The 16,793-nt window shown below is 72.3% G+C and carries 14 protein-coding genes; 6 read left to right on the forward strand and 8 right to left on the reverse strand.

From position 1 onward, the window contains the following. Positions 1-14: 14 nt before the first annotated feature. Entirely contained in the window at positions 15-1,718 is a 1,704-nt protein-coding gene (locus FBZ33_RS14350; RefSeq protein ID WP_141909422.1) for an acyl-CoA dehydrogenase family protein, read from the reverse strand. Positions 1,719-1,864: 146 nt separating this feature from the next. Between FBZ33_RS14350 and FBZ33_RS14355 the strand changes: the two genes are divergently transcribed. The 3 genes from FBZ33_RS14355 to FBZ33_RS14365 all read left to right on the forward strand — a co-directional run bounded on the left by FBZ33_RS14355 (position 1,865) and on the right by FBZ33_RS14365 (position 6,745). Beyond that, positions 1,865-2,323, forward strand: coding sequence for a hypothetical protein (locus tag FBZ33_RS14355; protein WP_370453010.1), 459 nt, complete (start codon positions 1,865-1,867; stop codon positions 2,321-2,323). Next, entirely contained in the window at positions 2,310-3,512 is a 1,203-nt protein-coding gene (locus FBZ33_RS14360) for a low temperature requirement protein A (RefSeq protein WP_141909423.1), read from the forward strand. The genes FBZ33_RS14355 and FBZ33_RS14360 overlap by 14 nt, the downstream gene beginning before the upstream one ends. 125 nt (positions 3,513-3,637) lie before the next feature. Further along, entirely contained in the window at positions 3,638-6,745 is a 3,108-nt protein-coding gene (locus FBZ33_RS14365; RefSeq protein WP_141909424.1) for a BTAD domain-containing putative transcriptional regulator, read from the forward strand. Here the strand turns inward: FBZ33_RS14365 and FBZ33_RS14370 are convergent. Next, a complete protein-coding gene (locus FBZ33_RS14370) occupies positions 6,733-7,266 on the reverse strand; it encodes a calcium-binding protein (protein WP_185755302.1) in 534 nt (177 codons plus the stop codon). The genes FBZ33_RS14365 and FBZ33_RS14370 overlap by 13 nt on opposite strands. Before the next feature lie 200 nt (positions 7,267-7,466). Here FBZ33_RS14370 and FBZ33_RS32760 point away from each other — a divergent pair, with 200 nt between their 5' ends. Next, entirely contained in the window at positions 7,467-8,315 is an 849-nt protein-coding gene (locus FBZ33_RS32760; protein ID WP_185755303.1) for a hypothetical protein, read from the forward strand. A gap of 57 nt (positions 8,316-8,372) precedes the next feature. Here FBZ33_RS32760 and FBZ33_RS14380 read toward each other — a convergent pair whose 3' ends face one another. The 6 genes from FBZ33_RS14380 to FBZ33_RS14405 form a co-directional block, all read right to left on the reverse strand. Further along, positions 8,373-9,089, reverse strand: a complete 717-nt coding sequence (locus FBZ33_RS14380; RefSeq protein ID WP_141909427.1) for a thymidine kinase — start codon at positions 9,087-9,089, stop codon at positions 8,373-8,375. Positions 9,090-9,145: 56 nt separating this feature from the next. Continuing rightward, positions 9,146-10,537, reverse strand: a complete 1,392-nt coding sequence (locus FBZ33_RS14385; RefSeq protein WP_141909428.1) for an MFS transporter — start codon at positions 10,535-10,537, stop codon at positions 9,146-9,148. A 17-nt stretch (positions 10,538-10,554) separates the two neighbouring features. Continuing rightward, entirely contained in the window at positions 10,555-11,322 is a 768-nt protein-coding gene (locus FBZ33_RS14390; protein ID WP_141909429.1) for a glycerophosphodiester phosphodiesterase, read from the reverse strand. Between the two features lie 297 nt (positions 11,323-11,619). Further along, complete coding sequence (locus FBZ33_RS14395) at positions 11,620-12,585, reverse strand: SDR family NAD(P)-dependent oxidoreductase (RefSeq protein WP_141909430.1); 966 nt, start codon at positions 12,583-12,585, stop codon at positions 11,620-11,622. A 59-nt stretch (positions 12,586-12,644) separates the two neighbouring features. Next, positions 12,645-13,220 carry a TetR/AcrR family transcriptional regulator gene (locus FBZ33_RS14400; RefSeq protein WP_255509125.1) on the reverse strand — a complete coding sequence of 192 codons (576 nt, stop codon included), beginning with the start codon at positions 13,218-13,220 and terminating at the stop codon, positions 12,645-12,647. Positions 13,221-13,295: 75 nt separating this feature from the next. Beyond that, positions 13,296-14,069 carry a 1-acyl-sn-glycerol-3-phosphate acyltransferase gene (locus FBZ33_RS14405; protein WP_141909432.1) on the reverse strand — a complete coding sequence of 258 codons (774 nt, stop codon included), beginning with the start codon at positions 14,067-14,069 and terminating at the stop codon, positions 13,296-13,298. A gap of 190 nt (positions 14,070-14,259) precedes the next feature. On the opposite strand from FBZ33_RS14405, the gene FBZ33_RS14410 reads away from it, so the two are divergent. Beyond that, complete coding sequence (locus tag FBZ33_RS14410) at positions 14,260-15,675, forward strand: cytochrome ubiquinol oxidase subunit I (protein ID WP_141909433.1); 1,416 nt, start codon at positions 14,260-14,262, stop codon at positions 15,673-15,675. 14 nt (positions 15,676-15,689) lie between these two features. Continuing rightward, on the forward strand, positions 15,690-16,688 hold the full coding sequence (gene cydB / locus FBZ33_RS14415) for a cytochrome d ubiquinol oxidase subunit II (protein ID WP_141909434.1): 999 nt from the start codon (positions 15,690-15,692) through the stop codon (positions 16,686-16,688). Positions 16,689-16,793: the final 105 nt, after the last annotated feature.

Raw genomic sequence — 16,793 nt, forward strand, 5'->3', positions numbered from 1 at the left:
GAGTCGTCGGGCGTTCAGCAGAGCAGATCCAGGTGGTGGTGGGCGTCCTCGGCGATCTCCTCGTGCCGCAGCCAGCGGCGCGCCCACAGCCGGGCGGCCAGTGCCGCCTGCTCGTCGCCCCACGCGGCGTGCTCGACGAGCAACGCGGTGGTCAGCGCGTACGCCAGGTGCAGTGCCAGGCCACGCGCGCCGGCGAGCACCGTCGGTGAGCCCGGGTCGGCGGTCACCGAGGTGATGGTGTCGCCCAGCTGTGCGGCGGCGCCGGCCAGGGTGTCGGCCAGCACCGGCGACAACGGGCGGGCCAGGTCGACGGCGGCGGCGAGCCGGGCCAGCAGCGGCGCGCCGGCGTCCTCCCGGGTCAACGCGCGCAGCACGTCCAGCGACAGCACGTTGGTGGTTCCCTCCCAGATCGGCAGCACCTGCGCATCGCGCAGCAGCCGGGGCACGCCGGTGTCCTCCACGTAGCCGGCCCCACCGAAGCTCTCCACGTACTCGCTGGCGGAGCTGACCGCCAGCCGGCCGGTGGCCAGCTTCGCCAGCGGCGCCACGATCCGCAGCTCCGCCGCGGCCTCCGGGTCGGCGCCGACCTCGACCCGCCCGAGCAGGGCGAACGCGTGCCCGGCCAGGGCGAACGCCCCGGCCGCGTCGACCGCCAGGGTGCCCAGGGTGGCCCGGTGCAGCGGCGAGGACGACAGCGCGCCGCCCGCGACGTGCCGCACGTCGGCGTACGCCCGGGCGTAGGCGAGACCGCGTCTCATCCCGCCCGCCGCCGCTGCGGCGTTGTGCACCCGGGTCACCACGACCAGGGTCATCGCCCGGACCAGGCCGGGCACCGCCGGGTCGCCCAGCGGCACGGCGTACGCGTCGTGCAGACCGATCTCGGCGGTGGGCAGCGCCCGGGTGCCGAGCTTGTCCTTGAGGCGGTGCACGGTGACGCCCGGTGCGGGTGCGCCCGGCGCCAGCCCGTGGGCCAGCGGTGAGTCGACCGCGTAGCGGGGAACCAGGAACGGCGCGAGCACCCGACTGCCGCGCCCGGAGCCCTCCGGTCGGGCCAGCGCCACCGCCATCGCCGCGTCGGCGGCCGAGCAGAACCACTTCTCGCCTGTCAGCCGCCACGAACCATCCACCGCTGGCCGGCCGATCGTGCTGGAACGGCCCAGGTCGGAACCGCCCTGCGACTCGGTCATCCACTGCCCGCTGGTGATCGCCACAGCCGGGTCCGTGGAGATCAGCCGGGGCAGCCACGCGTCGCGGACCCCGTTGTCCACCTCGGGCAGGCTGAGCAGCGCCGCAGCCCCGTCGGCCATCGCCACCGGGCAGGAGAACGTCGCGGACTCCGGCCCGTACAGGTGGAGCAGGGCGTGTTGCACCACCCGGGCGGCGGCACCCCAGGTGCCGCGCGCGTCCGGCAGGTAGGGCAGCGCGACCACGGCGTGCCGGGCGGCGGCGGCCCGCTGCGCCTGCCAGCCGGCGGAGGTGTCGATCCGGTCGACCCGGGCGCCCCACGGGTCGTAGCGGACCAGCGTCGGCGGGTGCGCCTCCGCGTCGGCGTGCGCCGCGCGCAACGGCCCGGCGACGTCCGCGGCCAGGTCGGCGAGACGGCCCTTGGCGGCGGCGTGCCCGGCCGGGCCGAGGTGACGCTCCAGCCAGGACCGCAGCAGGCCATCACCGGCGTACGGGTCGACGGGGGGTGGTACCGGCTGCACGAAGCGGCTCATCGATCGGCTCCTGGCACTGCTCGGGGGTGTGCGCCGACGGTAGACGATCCGTGGTCGCCGCGAACAGGGCACACCCACTCACCGGGGGCACCCAGTTTCCGACTTGTCGTACCTCGGTGCGACCACGTTCTCTACGGTCGGTAGTCGTGGGTGCCGGCCAGTCGTGGAGCCGACCGGCCCGGCGCAGCCGCCCGATGCGCACCGGGTTGGCGTTCGCCGGGTTCGGGGTGGCGCTGTGCTGCGTCGGGGTGGCCGGGCTGGCCGCCTGGAACCTGCAGACCGTCCGTCAGGCCGCCGGCCCGATCCGGGAGACCGCCGACGGGTTCCTCAACGAGGTGAGCCTCGGCGACAGCGACAGGGCGTACGACCGGCTCTGCGAGGACGCGCGCAGCCGGTGGAGCGCGATCGGCTTCACCAGTTGGGTGCGTACGCCGCCGATGGTCACCGACTACGAGATCACCGACGTCTCGGTCACCACCCGGAGCGGACGACCGCAGGGCACGGTGACGGTGAAGCTGACCCGCGACGGCGGGCTCAGCGAGGAACGCCGCCTGCCGGTGGTCCGCGAGGGCGGCGACTGGCGGGTGTGCGGTGACCCCTTCTGAGCCGCCGGCCGTTCGGCCGAAGCGGCAGTGGTTGCTGCGCGAGCGTCGGGGGGTGGAGCCGACCACGTCGACGGAGCTCTTCTTCGACCTGGTCTTCATCTTCACGATCACTCAGTTGTCGCACTACCTGATCGAGCACCCGGACTGGCGTGGCGCCGCGCGTACCGCGTTGCTGCTGGCGTTGGTCTGGTTGGTGTGGATCTACACCGCCTGGGGGACGAACTGGCTGCGACCCGACCAGGCGCCGGTGCGGGCGCTGCTGATCGCGCTGATGCTGGGCAGCCTGTTGCTCTCGGCGGCGATCCCCGAGGCGTTCGCGGGCGCCGGGCTGGTCTTCGCGCTCGTCTACGCGACCCTGCAGGTGGGCCGCACCGTGTTCGCGCTGTGGGCGGTGCAGGGCCACCCGTGGCTGGTCGACGGGTTTCAGAAGGCGCTGCCATGGTTCGCCGTGACCTCATCGCTCGTGGCGGTCGGCGCGGTGGTCGGCGGGGGTTTCCAGGAGGCGCTGTGGGCGGCGGCGATCGTGATCGAGGTGATCGGCCTCTCGACCGGGTTCCCGGTGCCCGGTCTGGGCCGCAGTCCCGCTGAGCGGTGGATGGTGGAGGGCGGGCACCTGGCCGAGCGGTGCCAGGCGTTCATCCTCATCGCCCTGGGTGAGTCGATCCTGGTCACCGGGAGCACACTCGCGCAGCACCTGAACCTGACGATGTCCGGCGCGTTCGTGCTGGCGTTCGCCGGTTCGGTGGCGCTGTGGTGGGTGTACTTCGCCCGGTCCGCCCCGGCGGCGGCCGAGGTCATCGCGCGAGCCGGTGAGCGCACCGGCGGTTTGGGTCGGCTGGCGTTCAACTACCTGCACCCCGTGATGGTCGCCGGCATCATCGTCACCTCGGCGGGCGACGAGCAGCTCCTGCGCGAACCGGGTGCCCCCGCCACCACGACCGCCGCGCTGTTCACGCTGGGCGGCCCGGCGTTGTTCCTCGCCGGGCACGCCGCCTACAAGGCGGTGCTGTGGCGGACCCTGCCGACAAGCCGGATCGCGGCGGTGGTGCTCCTGCTCGCGTTGGTGCCGTTGTGCGTGGGACTGGGGGCCACCGTCGCGGTGTGCGCCACGCTGGCGTTGGCAGTGATCATCGCCGTGATCATGGCCGACCGGTTCCGCGTACGGCCAGGCGTCCCGCAGCCGTCCTGACGCGCCCGGCCGTACTGCGTCGGTTCTCGGACAACGTCACCGCAGGTGGGCCCCCGGGTGGTTAGCGTGGGTCACCGGCCCTCCGGGTGACCTTCCGCGGTGCTCGGACGAGCGGAGGCGACGCGATGGCAATCGAGCAGCGGCCCCGGCCACGGCGGTGGCTGATGCTGGTGGCCGCCGCCGGGTACGGCAAGACCACCGCCCTGGAGACCGTCGGCGGGGACGAGCCGACGGCCTGTCACCGGGCGACGGACCTGATCGACGCGGCGACGCACACCACCAGCCCGCCAACGGGCACGCAACCACCGGCCCGAGTCGCCGTGGACGAGGTGTCCGCGCTCAGCGGAGACGACCAGCTGGCCCTGGTGCGGTGGTTGGGAGCGCTGCCGGGTCAGCCGGCGGTGACGCTTGCCGCCCGACACCCCCTGGCCGACGCGGCGCTGAGCGCCTGCGCCGGGCCCGTCGTGCACCGCGGGCCGGAAACCCTCGCCCTCGGCCGGGACGCGGTCGCCCGGATCCTGCGCGACGAACACGCGGTGCCCGACAGCGACCTGGCCTACCTGGTGTACGAGCTGACCGCCGGCTGGCCGGCGTGGGTGCACCTCGCGGGCGACGCCCTCGGTCGGCAGGGCGTCGGCCGGCGGGAGCTGCTCGCGGCCCTGACCGAGCCCGGCACCGCCGGTGGGCACTTCGCCCGCGACGAGATCCTCGCCGACCTGCCCGCACAGGTGGCGACTCTGCTCGGTCGTGTCCACCATCTCGACCCGATCAGCGCGCCGCTGTGCGTGACCGTCGACGCCGACACGCCAGGCGACGTCACCGCGCACGCGCTGCGCTGGGCGACCCGCACCGGGTTGCTGGTCGCCCACCCCCGCCGTCGGGCCGGCCACACCTCGTCGACGGTGCAGCTGGTCCGGGTCCTCGCCGCGGTGCTGGCCCAGCAGGCGGGTCGGCCGGACACCTCGGGACGCCGCAGGCTGTACGCGGCCGTCGACTGGTACCTCGCCAACGCGTATCCGATGGCGGCGGCCCGAGCCGTGCACGACGCGGACGACGCCGGTCGGTGCGCGGAGCTGATTGTCAGCCACGGCGAGGGCATGCTCGCCGGTGGTGGTGCGCCGGACGTCACCGAACTGATCAGCGCGTTGCCGCAGGCCGAGCAGAACCCCGACCTTCAACTGATCTTCGGCGACGCGTTGCGGATGTCCGGCTCGGTGACCTGGGCGTCGAGGGTCTTCGCCGCGCTGCTGGCTCGGGCCGACCAGGACCGCCGTTGGCCGGCCCGGCTGCTCTGGCGGGCGGCGATGGTGCCGTACCTGCGGACTGACTACGCCGGCGCCCTGGCGGTGCTCGACCGCGCGGGCGCACCGCCGACGCTCACCCCACCGGGTCCCGACGACGTGCTGCTGCTGGCCTGTCGCGCCAGCACCCTCGCCCAGCTTGGCCGGGTCGACGACGCGGTCGCCGCCGGGGCCCGGGCGGTCGCCGCCGCACACCAGCTCAACGAGGACACACCGTTGGCGGCGGCGCACATCGCGGCCGCACTGACCTCGTCCGGCACCCGCCGCGACGAGCACCTGGCCGAGGCGCTGGCGGCGGCGGAACGCGCGGGTGACCTGGTCCAGCAGGCACGGGTCCTGGTCAACCAGGCGCACTGCCTGCTGCGCGAGGCCCGATACCCGTCGGCGCTGGCCACCGCCGTACGGGCGGTGCGCGCGGCGGAACTCGCCGGCCCGCCGGGAGTGCTGGTGACCGCCCTGCACAACGCGGGCGAGGCGCTGGTACGCCTGGGCCGCTACGACGAGGCGACACTGCACTTCACCCGGTCCAAACTGGTCTCCCAACGGTTGGGTTTGAACCGGGCTGCCGCCGGGGTCTACGGGTTGGCCGAGGTCAGTCGCCGCCTCGGCCGGCGGGAGGAGGCGTTGGCAGCGTTCGCCGAGGCCGCTGAGCTGGCCCGTGACGTGGGGGACCTCCAGGTGCGCATTCCGGCGTTGGCCGGTCTGGCCCGGCTGCGCTGCGAGGGCACGGGCGCCGACCTCGCTGCCGCTCGTGCCGCGGCCGACGAGGCGCACCGGTTGGCACCGGCGTTCCTGCTGTCCTGCGCGCTGGTCGCGACGGGTTGGGTGGCGTACGCCGGGGGTGATCTGGGTCTGGCCCGGCGGCGGGCGGCCGAGGCGGTCGGAGCGGCCCGCACCGGTCGGCAGGCCGACGCGTTGGCGGAGGCGTTGGAGCTCACCGCGGCGGTCGCCGCCGAGCCGGACGCGAGTCGAAGCGCGTTGCTGGAGGCCGGCGCGATCTGGCAGGCGGCGGGTGCGGGACCGGCCGCCGAACAGACAGTCGTCCGGCTGGGCCGTCTCCCGGGCGCCGACGCCGCGCAGCGGTCGGCGGCGCGGCTGGCCGCCGACCGGCTGCTGGCGCTCGGCATCGAGACGGTCGACGGGCGGGCGTTGGCCGAGACGCCCGCCGACGCGGACACCGTCGAGGTGCGGGTGCTCGGCCGGTTCGAGGTCGTCGTCGGTGGGCGGGACGTCCCGCTGCCGGCGTGGCGGTCCCGGCAGGCCCGCACGCTGCTGAAGATCCTCGTCGCCCGGCGCGGTCGTGCCGTCGGGCGGGGGGAGCTGTGCGAGCTGCTCTGGCCCGACGACGAGCCACGGCGGACCGCACACCGCCTGTCGGTGCTGCTGTCCGCCGTGCGTGCCGTGCTCGACCCGTCCCGCCGGTGGCCCGTCGACCGGTACGTCCGCGCCGACCTGACCGGTGTACGTGTCGACCTGACCCGGGTGGTCGTCGACGCGGAGAACCTGCTCACCGCCGTCCCGCGGGCCGAGCGCCTCGCCCGCGACGGTGACCCGGCGCGGGCCCGCGAGCTGCTCGCCGAGGTGGACGCCGCCTACCGGGGGGACGCCTTCGCCGACGAGCCCTACGCGGACTGGGCCGACGGGCTGCGGGAACAGGCCCGCGCGGTGTGGTTGCGGGCACTGCGTGACCTTGCCCGGCGGTACCGGGGCGACGGTGACGCCGACCGGGCCGCCACCGCCCTGGTCCGGCTGCTCGACGCCGACCCGTACGACGAGTGGGCGCACCAGGCGCTGGTCGGGACACTCGTCGGTGCCGGCCGGCACGGGGAGGCCCGGCGTTCGTTCGAGAGGTGGGCCGGGGCGATGCGTACGATCGACGCACCGCTCCCGGACCCGGGTGTGCTGCGGGCAGGGGCTGGTCAGCAGGCGTAGAAGTTCTCCTGGCCCGCGTCGGTCAGCACGTACGAATAGAAGATCGCGCCGGGGTCGGCCGTCTCGTCCTCCGCGCAGGTGTCCACCCCGGGCCCACCGTCGAGGGTGTCACCGCCGGGCCCCGTGACGGTGTCGCCCGCCACCCCGATCAGCAGGTCGGCGCCGTGGGAGCCGGAGAGGACGTCGTTGCCTTCCAGACCGGCGAGCAGGTCGGCGCCGGCGCCGCCGGCGATGAAGTCCCCGCAGCCCTCACCATAGATGGTGTCGTCACCACCGCCGCCGTGGATCGTGTCGACGCCACCGCCGCCGTAGATGATGTCGTTGCCGCCGAGCCCGTAGATCTCGTCGGGCCCGCCACCGCCGAACAGGGTGTCGTCGCCCTCGGTGCCCATGATCGGGTCGCCGTCGGTGGTGGCGCACGGGTTCGCGTCCGGGTCGGCCTGCGCCGCGGCGCCGCCCACGCCAACCAGTGTGCCGCTGAGCAGGAGGGCGGCCAGCACCGCCGCCACTCGGGTACGCATGATGAAACCTCCTGTTCGTGGACCCCGTGAGGAGTCCGGTGACGCCGCGCTGACGTCACCGGCACTGTCGCAGCCGCCCGTCATCGTGGCGTCAGTACGCCGAGGGCGGTCGCCGTGCTGACGCTCTCCTGACGACGGTGCGGAGTCTGGGCCCAACGCCGTCGTCGACAGTCGACGAGGCAGTGCGGAGGGAACATCCGATGAAGCGGAAACTGGCTGGTCTGGCAGTGCTGACCGGCATGGCGGCGGCGACGACGCTGCTCGCGCCGACGAGCCCGGCGCAGGCGTCGGTGGGCCTGTACCGGGTCGCCGCCACCAGCGTCCTGGACGCGACGAACGCCAAGACGATGGCCATCTCGTGCAACGGCGTCGACCAGGTGGTCGGTGCCGGCGGGAGGATCAACGACGGTCAGGGTGACGTCCTGATGACCCGGGTCTACGCCGACGCGACCCTGCACACGGTCACCGTGCTCGGCGTGGAGGCCAACGCCACCAACGTGCCCTGGTCGGTGGACGCGTTCGCGGTCTGCGCCCCGGCCGGGGCGGTGGCCGGCCTGCAACTGGTCACCACCACGTCGGCGAACAACGCCCTCGACAAGGTGGGCATTATCGCCGTGTGCCCGCCGGGCAAGAAGACCTTCGGCGGTGGGTACCGGATCGACAACGCCAACGCCGCGGTGGCGATCGACGAGCTGGCGTTCACCTCGGCGCTCGGCTCGGTGTCGAGCACCGCGTACGTGTTCGGCGCGCCGGGCAACTTCACGTTGCAGACCCAGGCGTTCTGCGGCACCCCGCTGCCGGCGATGGCGTTGACGGAGGCGACGAGCGCACTCAACGCGAACTCGCCGAAGTCCGTGACGACGCCGGCCTGCCCGGCGGGATCGCAGACCGCCGGGGTCGGCGCGGTGTTGAACGGGCTCACCGGGGCCGGCTCGGTGGCGACGTTGCTGCCCAAGCCGGCACTGGACACCGCCGAGGCGACCGGACGGGAGATCGTCGCGTTCGCCGGGGCGTGGACCGTCAGGGCGCAGCAGGTCTGCGTGGGTTGATCCACCCGTACCACGGCCGTCCCCAGCACGGGGGCGGCCGGCCACCGCGTCGACGCCTCAGTCGCGGGGGCCCAGGTCGCCCGAGCGGTAGTGCCTGCGGCACAGCACCTGGTAGCGCACGTCGGCGGTGTCGACGGTGTCGCCGATGACGACCTGGGCGCCCTCGCGAACCACCCGCCCGTTGACGACCCGGGCGTTGAGCAGCCCTTCCCGGCCGCACCAGCAGAGCACCTCGACCTGGATGCGGGCCACCTCGTCAGCCAGCTCGAACAGCCGCTGCGTGGCGGGGAACAGGCAGGACCGGAAGTCGGTGGCGAGGCCGAACGCGAACACGTCGACGTCGTAGCTGTCGACCAGCTCGGCCATCTGCTCGACGTGCTCCACGGTGTAGAAGCACGCCTCGTCGCAGATCAGGTAGTCCACGCGTACGCCGTCGGCCCACCGGCCGCGGACGAGGGCCCGCAGATCCAGGTCGTCGGTGACCTCGATGGCCTCGTGGGCCAGCCCGATCCGGGTGGTGACCTGCGGGCCCAGCGACCGGTCGATGCGGGTGGTGACCAGCCCTCGACGGCCCTGCCGGGCGTGGTTGTAGTTCATCTGCAACGCCATCGTGGACTTGCCGCAGTCCATCGGCCCCCAGAAGAACTTCAACGCCGCCGCGTGCACCGGACGCCCGTGGAGCCCGCGCGCAGCCGCGCACCCGGCCGGAGCGTGCGGCTGGCCGGGGAACGGGTGGGCCAGGCAGGTCGGGGCAGCGGCGGCGTCGTCAGTCACGGTCGGGCAGCCTAGCTGATCGACCGCCTCTGATCTGTCGGGCGCGGGACGCGTGCTCAGAGCACCCGGGGTGGCGTGTTGCCCGCGGCCACGATGGCCCGGCGGATCGGCACGGCCGCGAGGAGCAGGAAACCGACCACGAAGAAGATCAGCAGTGAGACCAGGCCCACCCGGTAGGAGGAGGTGAGCTGGAACACCAGGCCGAAGGCGAGCGGCCCGAGCCAGCTGGTGCCCTTGTCGCTGATCTCGTAGAAGCCGTAGTACTCGCCTTCCTTGCCGGCCGGGATGAGCTGGCTGAACAGCGACCGGCTCAGCGCCTGGCTGCCGCCGAGGACCAGGCCGATGGCCGCGCCGAGGACCATGAACGGCAGCGGCGCCTCGGCGGGAAGCCGGAACGCGGCGATGATCACACCGGTCCAGAGCACCAGGCTGAGCAGCACGGTCTTCCAGGCGCCGATGCGCTTGGCCAGCGCGCCCAGGCTCAACGCGCCGCCGAAGGCGAGGAACTGCACCAGCAGGATCGTGATGATCAGGGTGCTCTGCTCCAGGCGCAGCTCTTCGGTGCCGTACTGGCTGGCCAGGGTGATGACGGTCTGGATGCCGTCGTTGTAGACCAGGAACGCCAGCAGGAAGTACAGCGTCAGCGGGTATGCCTTGACCTCGCGCATGGTGCGGGCGAGTTGCCGGAACCCGTCGGTGAGCACGTTGCCGCCGCTGGCCAGGGCCGCGACGCTGGGGCGCTCGCGCAGCCAACGCAGCGGCACCAGGGTGAACAACGCCCACCACACGCCGGCGGACACGATCGACCAGCGGGCCAGGTCCAGGGTGCGTTGCGGGTTGTCGCCCTCGTCGAGCAGGGTGATCGCGACGAGGTTGAGGGCCAGCAGCACGCCGCCGCCGAGGTAGCCCAGCGCCCAGCCGCGGCTGGAGATGCCGTCGCGTTCGTCGGGGCCGCCGAGCTGCGGCAGGAACGAGTTGTAGACCACGATCGCGGCGCCGAAGGAGATGTTGGCGACCAGGAAGAGCGCCCCGCCGAGCAGGTAACGGTCGCCGGTGACGAAGGCCATCGCGATGGTGGCGCCGGCGCCGGTGAACGCGGCGCCGCCGAGCAGCCGCTTCTTGTGCGCAGAGCGGTCGGCGATCGCCCCGATGACCGGCAGCACGAACACGGTGAGGAACACCGACAGCGAGATCAGGTACGGGTAGTAGGACCCGGCGGCGATCTTGATGCCCAGTGGGTAGACGGAGCCGTCGCAGGTGTCCGCGCCGAGTTCGCAGCCGGCCGCCAACTCGGCGACGGTGGTCAGGAACGGGCCGAGGAACACGGTGATCACGGTGGTCTGGAACGCGGAGTTGGCCCAGTCGTAGATGTACCAGCCCCTGCGTTCCCGGCGGGTGCTCGCCGGAGGCGGGGTGTCGTCCACCGTGGGGGTCACGGTCTCGGCCATCGGGGGTCCTTCGATGGTCAGGCGGCCCAGTGGCCGCGGCTGCGGTAGACGTCGCGCAGCACGCCGACGTGATCGGTCATGATGCCATCCACGCCACGATCCAGTAAGTCGTGCATCTGGGCCGGTTCGTCGATCGTCCAGACGTGCACCTGCAGGCCGATCCGGTGGCAGTAGTCGAGGAACCGGCGGTCCACCACCGGCACCCGCCCGTAGCTCGGCGGCACCTGCGCGGCGACCACCGACGGGGGCAGTCGCAGCGGGCGTCCGTGCAGGGAGGCGAGCCGCAGCCGGGCGACCCCGCGCATGCCGAGGCTGGTGGCGACGCGCCCTTCGGTGAGCGCGCGCAGCCGGGTCAGGCGGGCGTCGCTGAACGAGGCCAGCAGCACCCGGTCGGCGGCGCCGGCCCGGGTCACGGTGGCGACCGTCGGCGCGACGCCGCTGTCGGCCTTCACGTCGATGTTGAAGCGGACCTGCGGCCAGGCGCCGAGCACTTCGTCGAGCCGGGGTACGACGGCAGCGCCGCCGACGCGTACCGAGGCGAGGTCGGCCCAGCTCATCTCGGCGATGCGCCCCGCCTCACCGGTGACCCGTCGCAGCGTCGGGTCGTGGAAGATCACCGCGACATCGTCCGTGGTGGCGTGCACGTCGGTCTCCACGTACCGGTAGCCGAGCCCGATGGCCCGGGCGAACGCCTCGGTGGTGTTCTCGTCGCCCTCGGCGGCGCCGCCACGGTGGGCGAACGCCAGCGGCGCGGGCGCGTCGAGGTAGCCGGGTCGGGTCAACACGCGACGCAGTATGCCCTCGGCGGGTGGCCGGTGGGTGGCCGGCCGGCGTCTGTCGCCCGCTCGCGCCGCCGTCCGGGCCCGCCGATGATCGACTCGGCTTTCGGAAGGCGGGGTGTCCGGGGCGCGGCGATGCCCCGGTTTGCAGGAAACCGAGTCGATCTCGGTGCCGGCATCAGCTCCAGTCGGTCTGACGGCCGTCCCGGCGCAACAGGTCGAAGGATGATCTGACGGCGCGACACTCGATCATTGTCCGCGTCGACCGCGCGGGTGAATTGCCGGGCGACACCGCCGAGCCGGTCAGCGCCGCAGGAGCCGGAGCGTCTCCTCCCAGAGGAGGTCGGCGTTCTTCTCGTCCAGGGCGTACGGGAGCACTCCGCTCCTGCCGTCGACGGGCTCGGCGATGACCGTGGCCTCGTTGGCGTCCTCGAAGTAGCGGCCGGTCACGCCGTCGACCGCAGGGGAGGCGGCCATCAGGACCGAGGTGGCCGCTCCCTGCTGCGGGGTCTTCCAGCCCGGTGGCACGTCGAGGCGGTTGCCCTGCTCGTCGACGGCGCCGACCCAGCGCAGCTGCGCGTCGTCGAGATGTCGTTGCAGCTTCGTCATGATGCCACCGGGGTGCAGGGCGTTGGCGGTGATCCCGTCGGCGGCCCACCTGCTCGCCAGGGCGACGGTGAAGAGGATGGTGGCGGTCTTCGACTGGCCGTAGGCCGACCAGGCCTCGTAGCGGCGCGCGGTGAAGTGGATGTCGTCGAGGATGACCGGGGACTGCTGGTGGGCCGACGAACTGACGACGACGATCCGGGCGCCCCCCGCTGCGGTGAGTGCGTCGTGCAGACCCAGGGTCAACTCGGCGTGACCGAGGTGGTTGATGGCGAACTGTGTCTCCCAACCCTCGGCGGTCCGGGTGAGCTCCGGCAGGGCCATGACACCGGCGTTGTTGACCAGGATGTGCAGTGGGCCCGTCCACCCGCTGAGGAAGGCGTCGATGGAGGCACGGTCGGCCAGGTCGAGGTGGTCGACTCGGACCTTGCCGGGCGCCCCGCCCGCCGTGATGTCGGCGGCGGCGCGCTCACCGGCGCCGATGTCGCGCACGGCCAACGTCACTTCGGCGCCGGCGCCGGCGTTGGCCAGGGCGCGGGCGGTTTCCAGGCCGATGCCGGACGCGCCGCCGGTGACCACGGCCCGCCGGCCGGCGAGATCGACCCCGGCGATCACGTCGGCTGCGGTCGACCGGGCGGAGTACGGGGTGATGATTCGTGACATTTCGGAACTCCTTGGACGCAGGGAACCAGCGTGAGGCGATACGGTCGGTGCCCGGCGGGTCAGTCGGCGGGTCGGTGGATCAGCTGCAGGCTCCGCCGGATGCGGTCGCGGAAGTCGTCCCTGGTGGCCGACGTCGATTTCCAGGTCAGGGCGGCGGAAAAGAGCAGATCCATCACGTCGTGTCCGGTCAGGTCGGCGTGCAGCAGGCCGGGTGGGGCGAGCGCGGTGATGTGGGCGCTCAACTTCGCCCGGGCCCGCTCCTGGTAGTCGTGGAACATCGAGCCCAACCGGGGTTCGCTGTTCTCCAGCAGTTCGTTGAGGTCGCGGGCCAGCTGGGTGTCGATGTACGGGCCCATCAGCGCGTCGAGCGCGGCCACGACTCCCTCGTCGAAGCCCAGCGAGCGGTCGGCGAGGTGGACCTCCATGGCCCGCTGGGCGCGCTCCAGGACACCCTGCATGGTGGCGCGGTACAACTGCTCCTTGTTGGGGAACGTCAGGTACAGACCCGGTCGGGAAATGCCGGCCGCCTTGGCGACGGCCTCCATCGACGTTTTCTGGAATCCGTAGCGGCCGAACACCCCGACCGCCGCCACGAGGACCGCAGCGCGCTTCGGGTCTTCGACGTCCATCTCCATGTTGCTCACGTTAGACACATTAGACGAATATCGAAGATTTGTATAATCCACCAGCTGGGAGTGCGGCAAAGAAGATCATCCCGCGTTGCGGCGGTGGGCGCGACTCGGGTCGCTGGGCCGACCGGGGTCGACGTGCCGGGGCAGGTCGGGTTCGTCGGGCCGCAGCGGGGCGAGGGTGTCGGTGAGCGCGTCGATGATCCGACCGGTGGCCCGCCGGGCGGCGCCAGGGCTCGCGGCGCTCGACTCGCCGAGGTCGACGGGCGCGCCGAAGTGCACCCGGATCACCGGGCGGCGCCACAGCGAGCGGGCGATGCCGCGCAGCATGCCCCGGGGCGCCCGGTAGGGCAGCACCTCGTGGGCGCCCCACTGGGCGACCGGTATGACCGGGGCGCCGCAGGCCAGCGCGAGTCGGGCCGTGCCGGTCTTGCCGCGTTCGGGCCACATGCCGGGGTCCAGGCCGATGCGCCCCTCGGGGTAGATGAGGATCACCGACCCGCGCGCGACGGCGGTGGCGGCATCGTCGAGGGCCCGGTGCACGGCGCTGGTGCCCCGGTCGACGCGGATGTGCCCGGCGTGGCGCATGGCGGCGCCGAGCACCGGGGCGCGGAACAGGCCGGCGGTCGCCATGATCCGGGGGGCGATGCCCCGGGTGTGACAGGCGGCGGCCATCACGACCGGGTCGAACGGGCTGATGTGGTTGGCGGCCAGCACCAGCGGGCCACGACGCAGGTGCGCCGGAACGTCGCCGGTGACCTCGAGGCGGGCCAGCAGGCCGACCAGGGCCCGGGTCAGCAGGAGGGCGCCGCGCCAGATCAGCGGCGGTTGCCAGGGGGAGTGCGCGGTGTCCATCAGCGCGACATCGTCGCACGCAGCGGTGTGGTCGCGAGGTCGGGTCGGCGGGTTGCCCAGGTCCGTGGTCCGGGGTGATCAGGGTCATTGGTCCCGGGCCGGTTCGGGCCGCCCGGCCCTGCCCAATCGTCTACGACGAGCAGTAGTATTTACTACGTCTCGTAGTACGAACAGCAGCTGGGGGTTTCAGGTGGACGCGTTGGACGTCGCCCGGTGGCAATTCGGTGTCACCACCGTCTACCACTTTCTCTTCGTGCCACTGACCATCGGCCTGTCGGTGCTGGTGGCCATCCTGCAGACGTTGTGGCACCGCACCGGCAACGAGCGCTACCTGAAACTCACCAAGTTCTACGGCAAGCTGTTCCTGATCAACTTCGCGATGGGCGTGGTCACCGGCATCGTGCAGGAGTTCCAGTTCGGCATGAACTGGAGCGACTACTCCCGCTTCGTCGGCGACATCTTCGGCGCACCCCTGGCCATCGAGGCGCTGGTCGCGTTCTTCCTCGAATCCACCTTCATCGGCCTGTGGATCTTCGGCTGGGACCGGCTGCCCAAGCGGGCGCACCTGGCCAGCATCTGGGCCGCCGCGATCGGCACCAACCTGTCCGCGTACTTCATCCTCGCGGCGAACTCGTTCATGCAGAACCCGGTCGGCTACCGCATCAACCCCGACAGCGGGCGCGCCGAGCTGACCGACTTCCCGGCCGTGCTGACCAACAAGGTCGCCCTGATCACCTTCCCGCACACCCTGGCCGGCTCGTTCCTGGTCGCCGGGTCGCTGGTCGTCGCGGTCGGCCTCTGGCACGTGATCCGCAACCGCGACTCCGCCGACACCGGCGCCTACCGCTTCGCCACGAAGTTCGGCTCCTGGGTGGTCCTGGTCGCCTCCGCGGCCGTGCTGTTCACCGGCGACATCCAGGGCAAGATCATGACGGACGTGCAGCCGATGAAGATGGCCGCCGCCGAGGGCCTCTACACCACCGAGAGCCCCGCCTCGTTCTCCGTACTCACCATCGGCAGCCTCGACGGCAGCCGCGAGGTGTTCGCCCTCAAGATCCCGTACCTGCTGTCGTACCTGGGCACCGGCGACCCGAACGGCACCGTGCAGGGCATCAACGACCTGCAGGCCCAGTACGCCACCCAGTACGGCGCGGGCAGCTACACCCCGATCATCCCGGTCACCTACTGGAGCTTCCGCTTCATGATCGCCTTCGGGATGGCCGCCGGGGCCATCGCCCTGCTGGTGCTCTGGAGCCAGCGCAAGGGCCGCACCCCGCGCAGCAAGTGGCTGCTGCGCGCGGGGCTGGCCATGCCGGTGCTGCCGCTGCTGGCCAACTCCTTCGGCTGGATCTTCACCGAGATGGGCCGCCAGCCGTGGATCGTGTTCGGCGAGATGCTCACCCGCAACGGGGTGTCCCGCAGCGTCTCGTTGGCCGAGGTGCTCACCTCGTTCACCGCCTTCACGCTCATCTACGCCACGCTCGCCGTGATCGAGGTGAAGCTGCTGCTGCGCTACGCCAAGGCCGGCGTGCCCGACGTCAGCGAAGAGCACCCCATCGACGACACCCACGACGACGCCGAGCGCCCGCTCGCCTTCGCCTACTGATCCCGGAGCCCATCGTGGAACTGACCACCATCTGGTTTCTCCTCGTCGCCGTGCTGTTCACCGGGTACTTCATCCTGGAGGGCTTCGACTTCGGCGTCGGCATGCTGCTGCCCGTCCTGGGCCGCGACGACCGTGAGCGCCGCGTCCTGATCAACACCATCGGCCCGGTCTGGGACGGCAACGAGGTGTGGCTGATCACCGCCGGTGGTGCCATGTTCGCCGCGTTCCCCGAGTGGTACGCCACCCTGTTCTCCGGCTTCTATCTGCCGCTGCTGCTGATCCTGCTGGCCCTGATCGCCCGGGGGGTCGCCTTCGAATACCGGCACAAGCGCCCGGAGGCGTCCTGGAAGCGCCGCTGGGACACCGCGATCGTGGTCGGCTCGCTGCTGCCGGCGATCCTGTGGGGCGTCGCCTTCGCCAACATCCTGCGCGGGGTGCCGCTGGACGCCGACCACGAGTACGTCGGTGGCCTGGTGGACCTGCTCAACCCGTACGCCCTGCTCGGTGGCGCGACCACCCTGGCGTTGTTCCTCACCCACGGCGCGGTGTTCCTGGCGCTGAAGACCACCGGTGACATCCGCGAGCGCGCGGGCGCGCTCGCGGTGCGCCTGGGCGTCGGCGCCGCCCTGCTCGCGGTCGGGTTCCTGACCTGGACGCTGAGCATCCGCTCCAGCGCGGCGGCCGTCGTGCTCGCCGTCGGCGCGGCCCTCGCCCTGCTCGGTGGTCTGGCCGCCGCCCGGGTACGCCGGGAGGGCTGGGCGTTCGCCGGCACCGCCGTGGCGATCGGCCTGGCCGTGGCGACCCTGTTCGCGGCGTTGTTCCCGAACGTGCTGCCGTCCACGCTGGACGCGGCCGGCACGCTGACGGCCACCAACGCCGCCTCCACCCCGTACACCCTGAAGATCATGACCTGGGTGGCGGTGATCTTCACTCCGATCGTGCTGGCCTACCAGGGCTGGACCTACTGGGTGTTCCGCAAGCGCATCGGCGTGGCCAACATCCCGCAGCACTGACCGGCGGCACGGGCCCGGCCCCGTCGATCATGGAGTTGTGGTGCCCAACTTGAGGCAGCAAGGGCGACTTTGTCACCCACCACAACTCCATGATCGGCGCGGGGT

This window comes from Micromonospora sp. A202, from assembly GCF_006715105.1.
Taxonomy (GTDB): domain Bacteria; phylum Actinomycetota; class Actinomycetes; order Mycobacteriales; family Micromonosporaceae; genus Micromonospora; species Micromonospora zamorensis.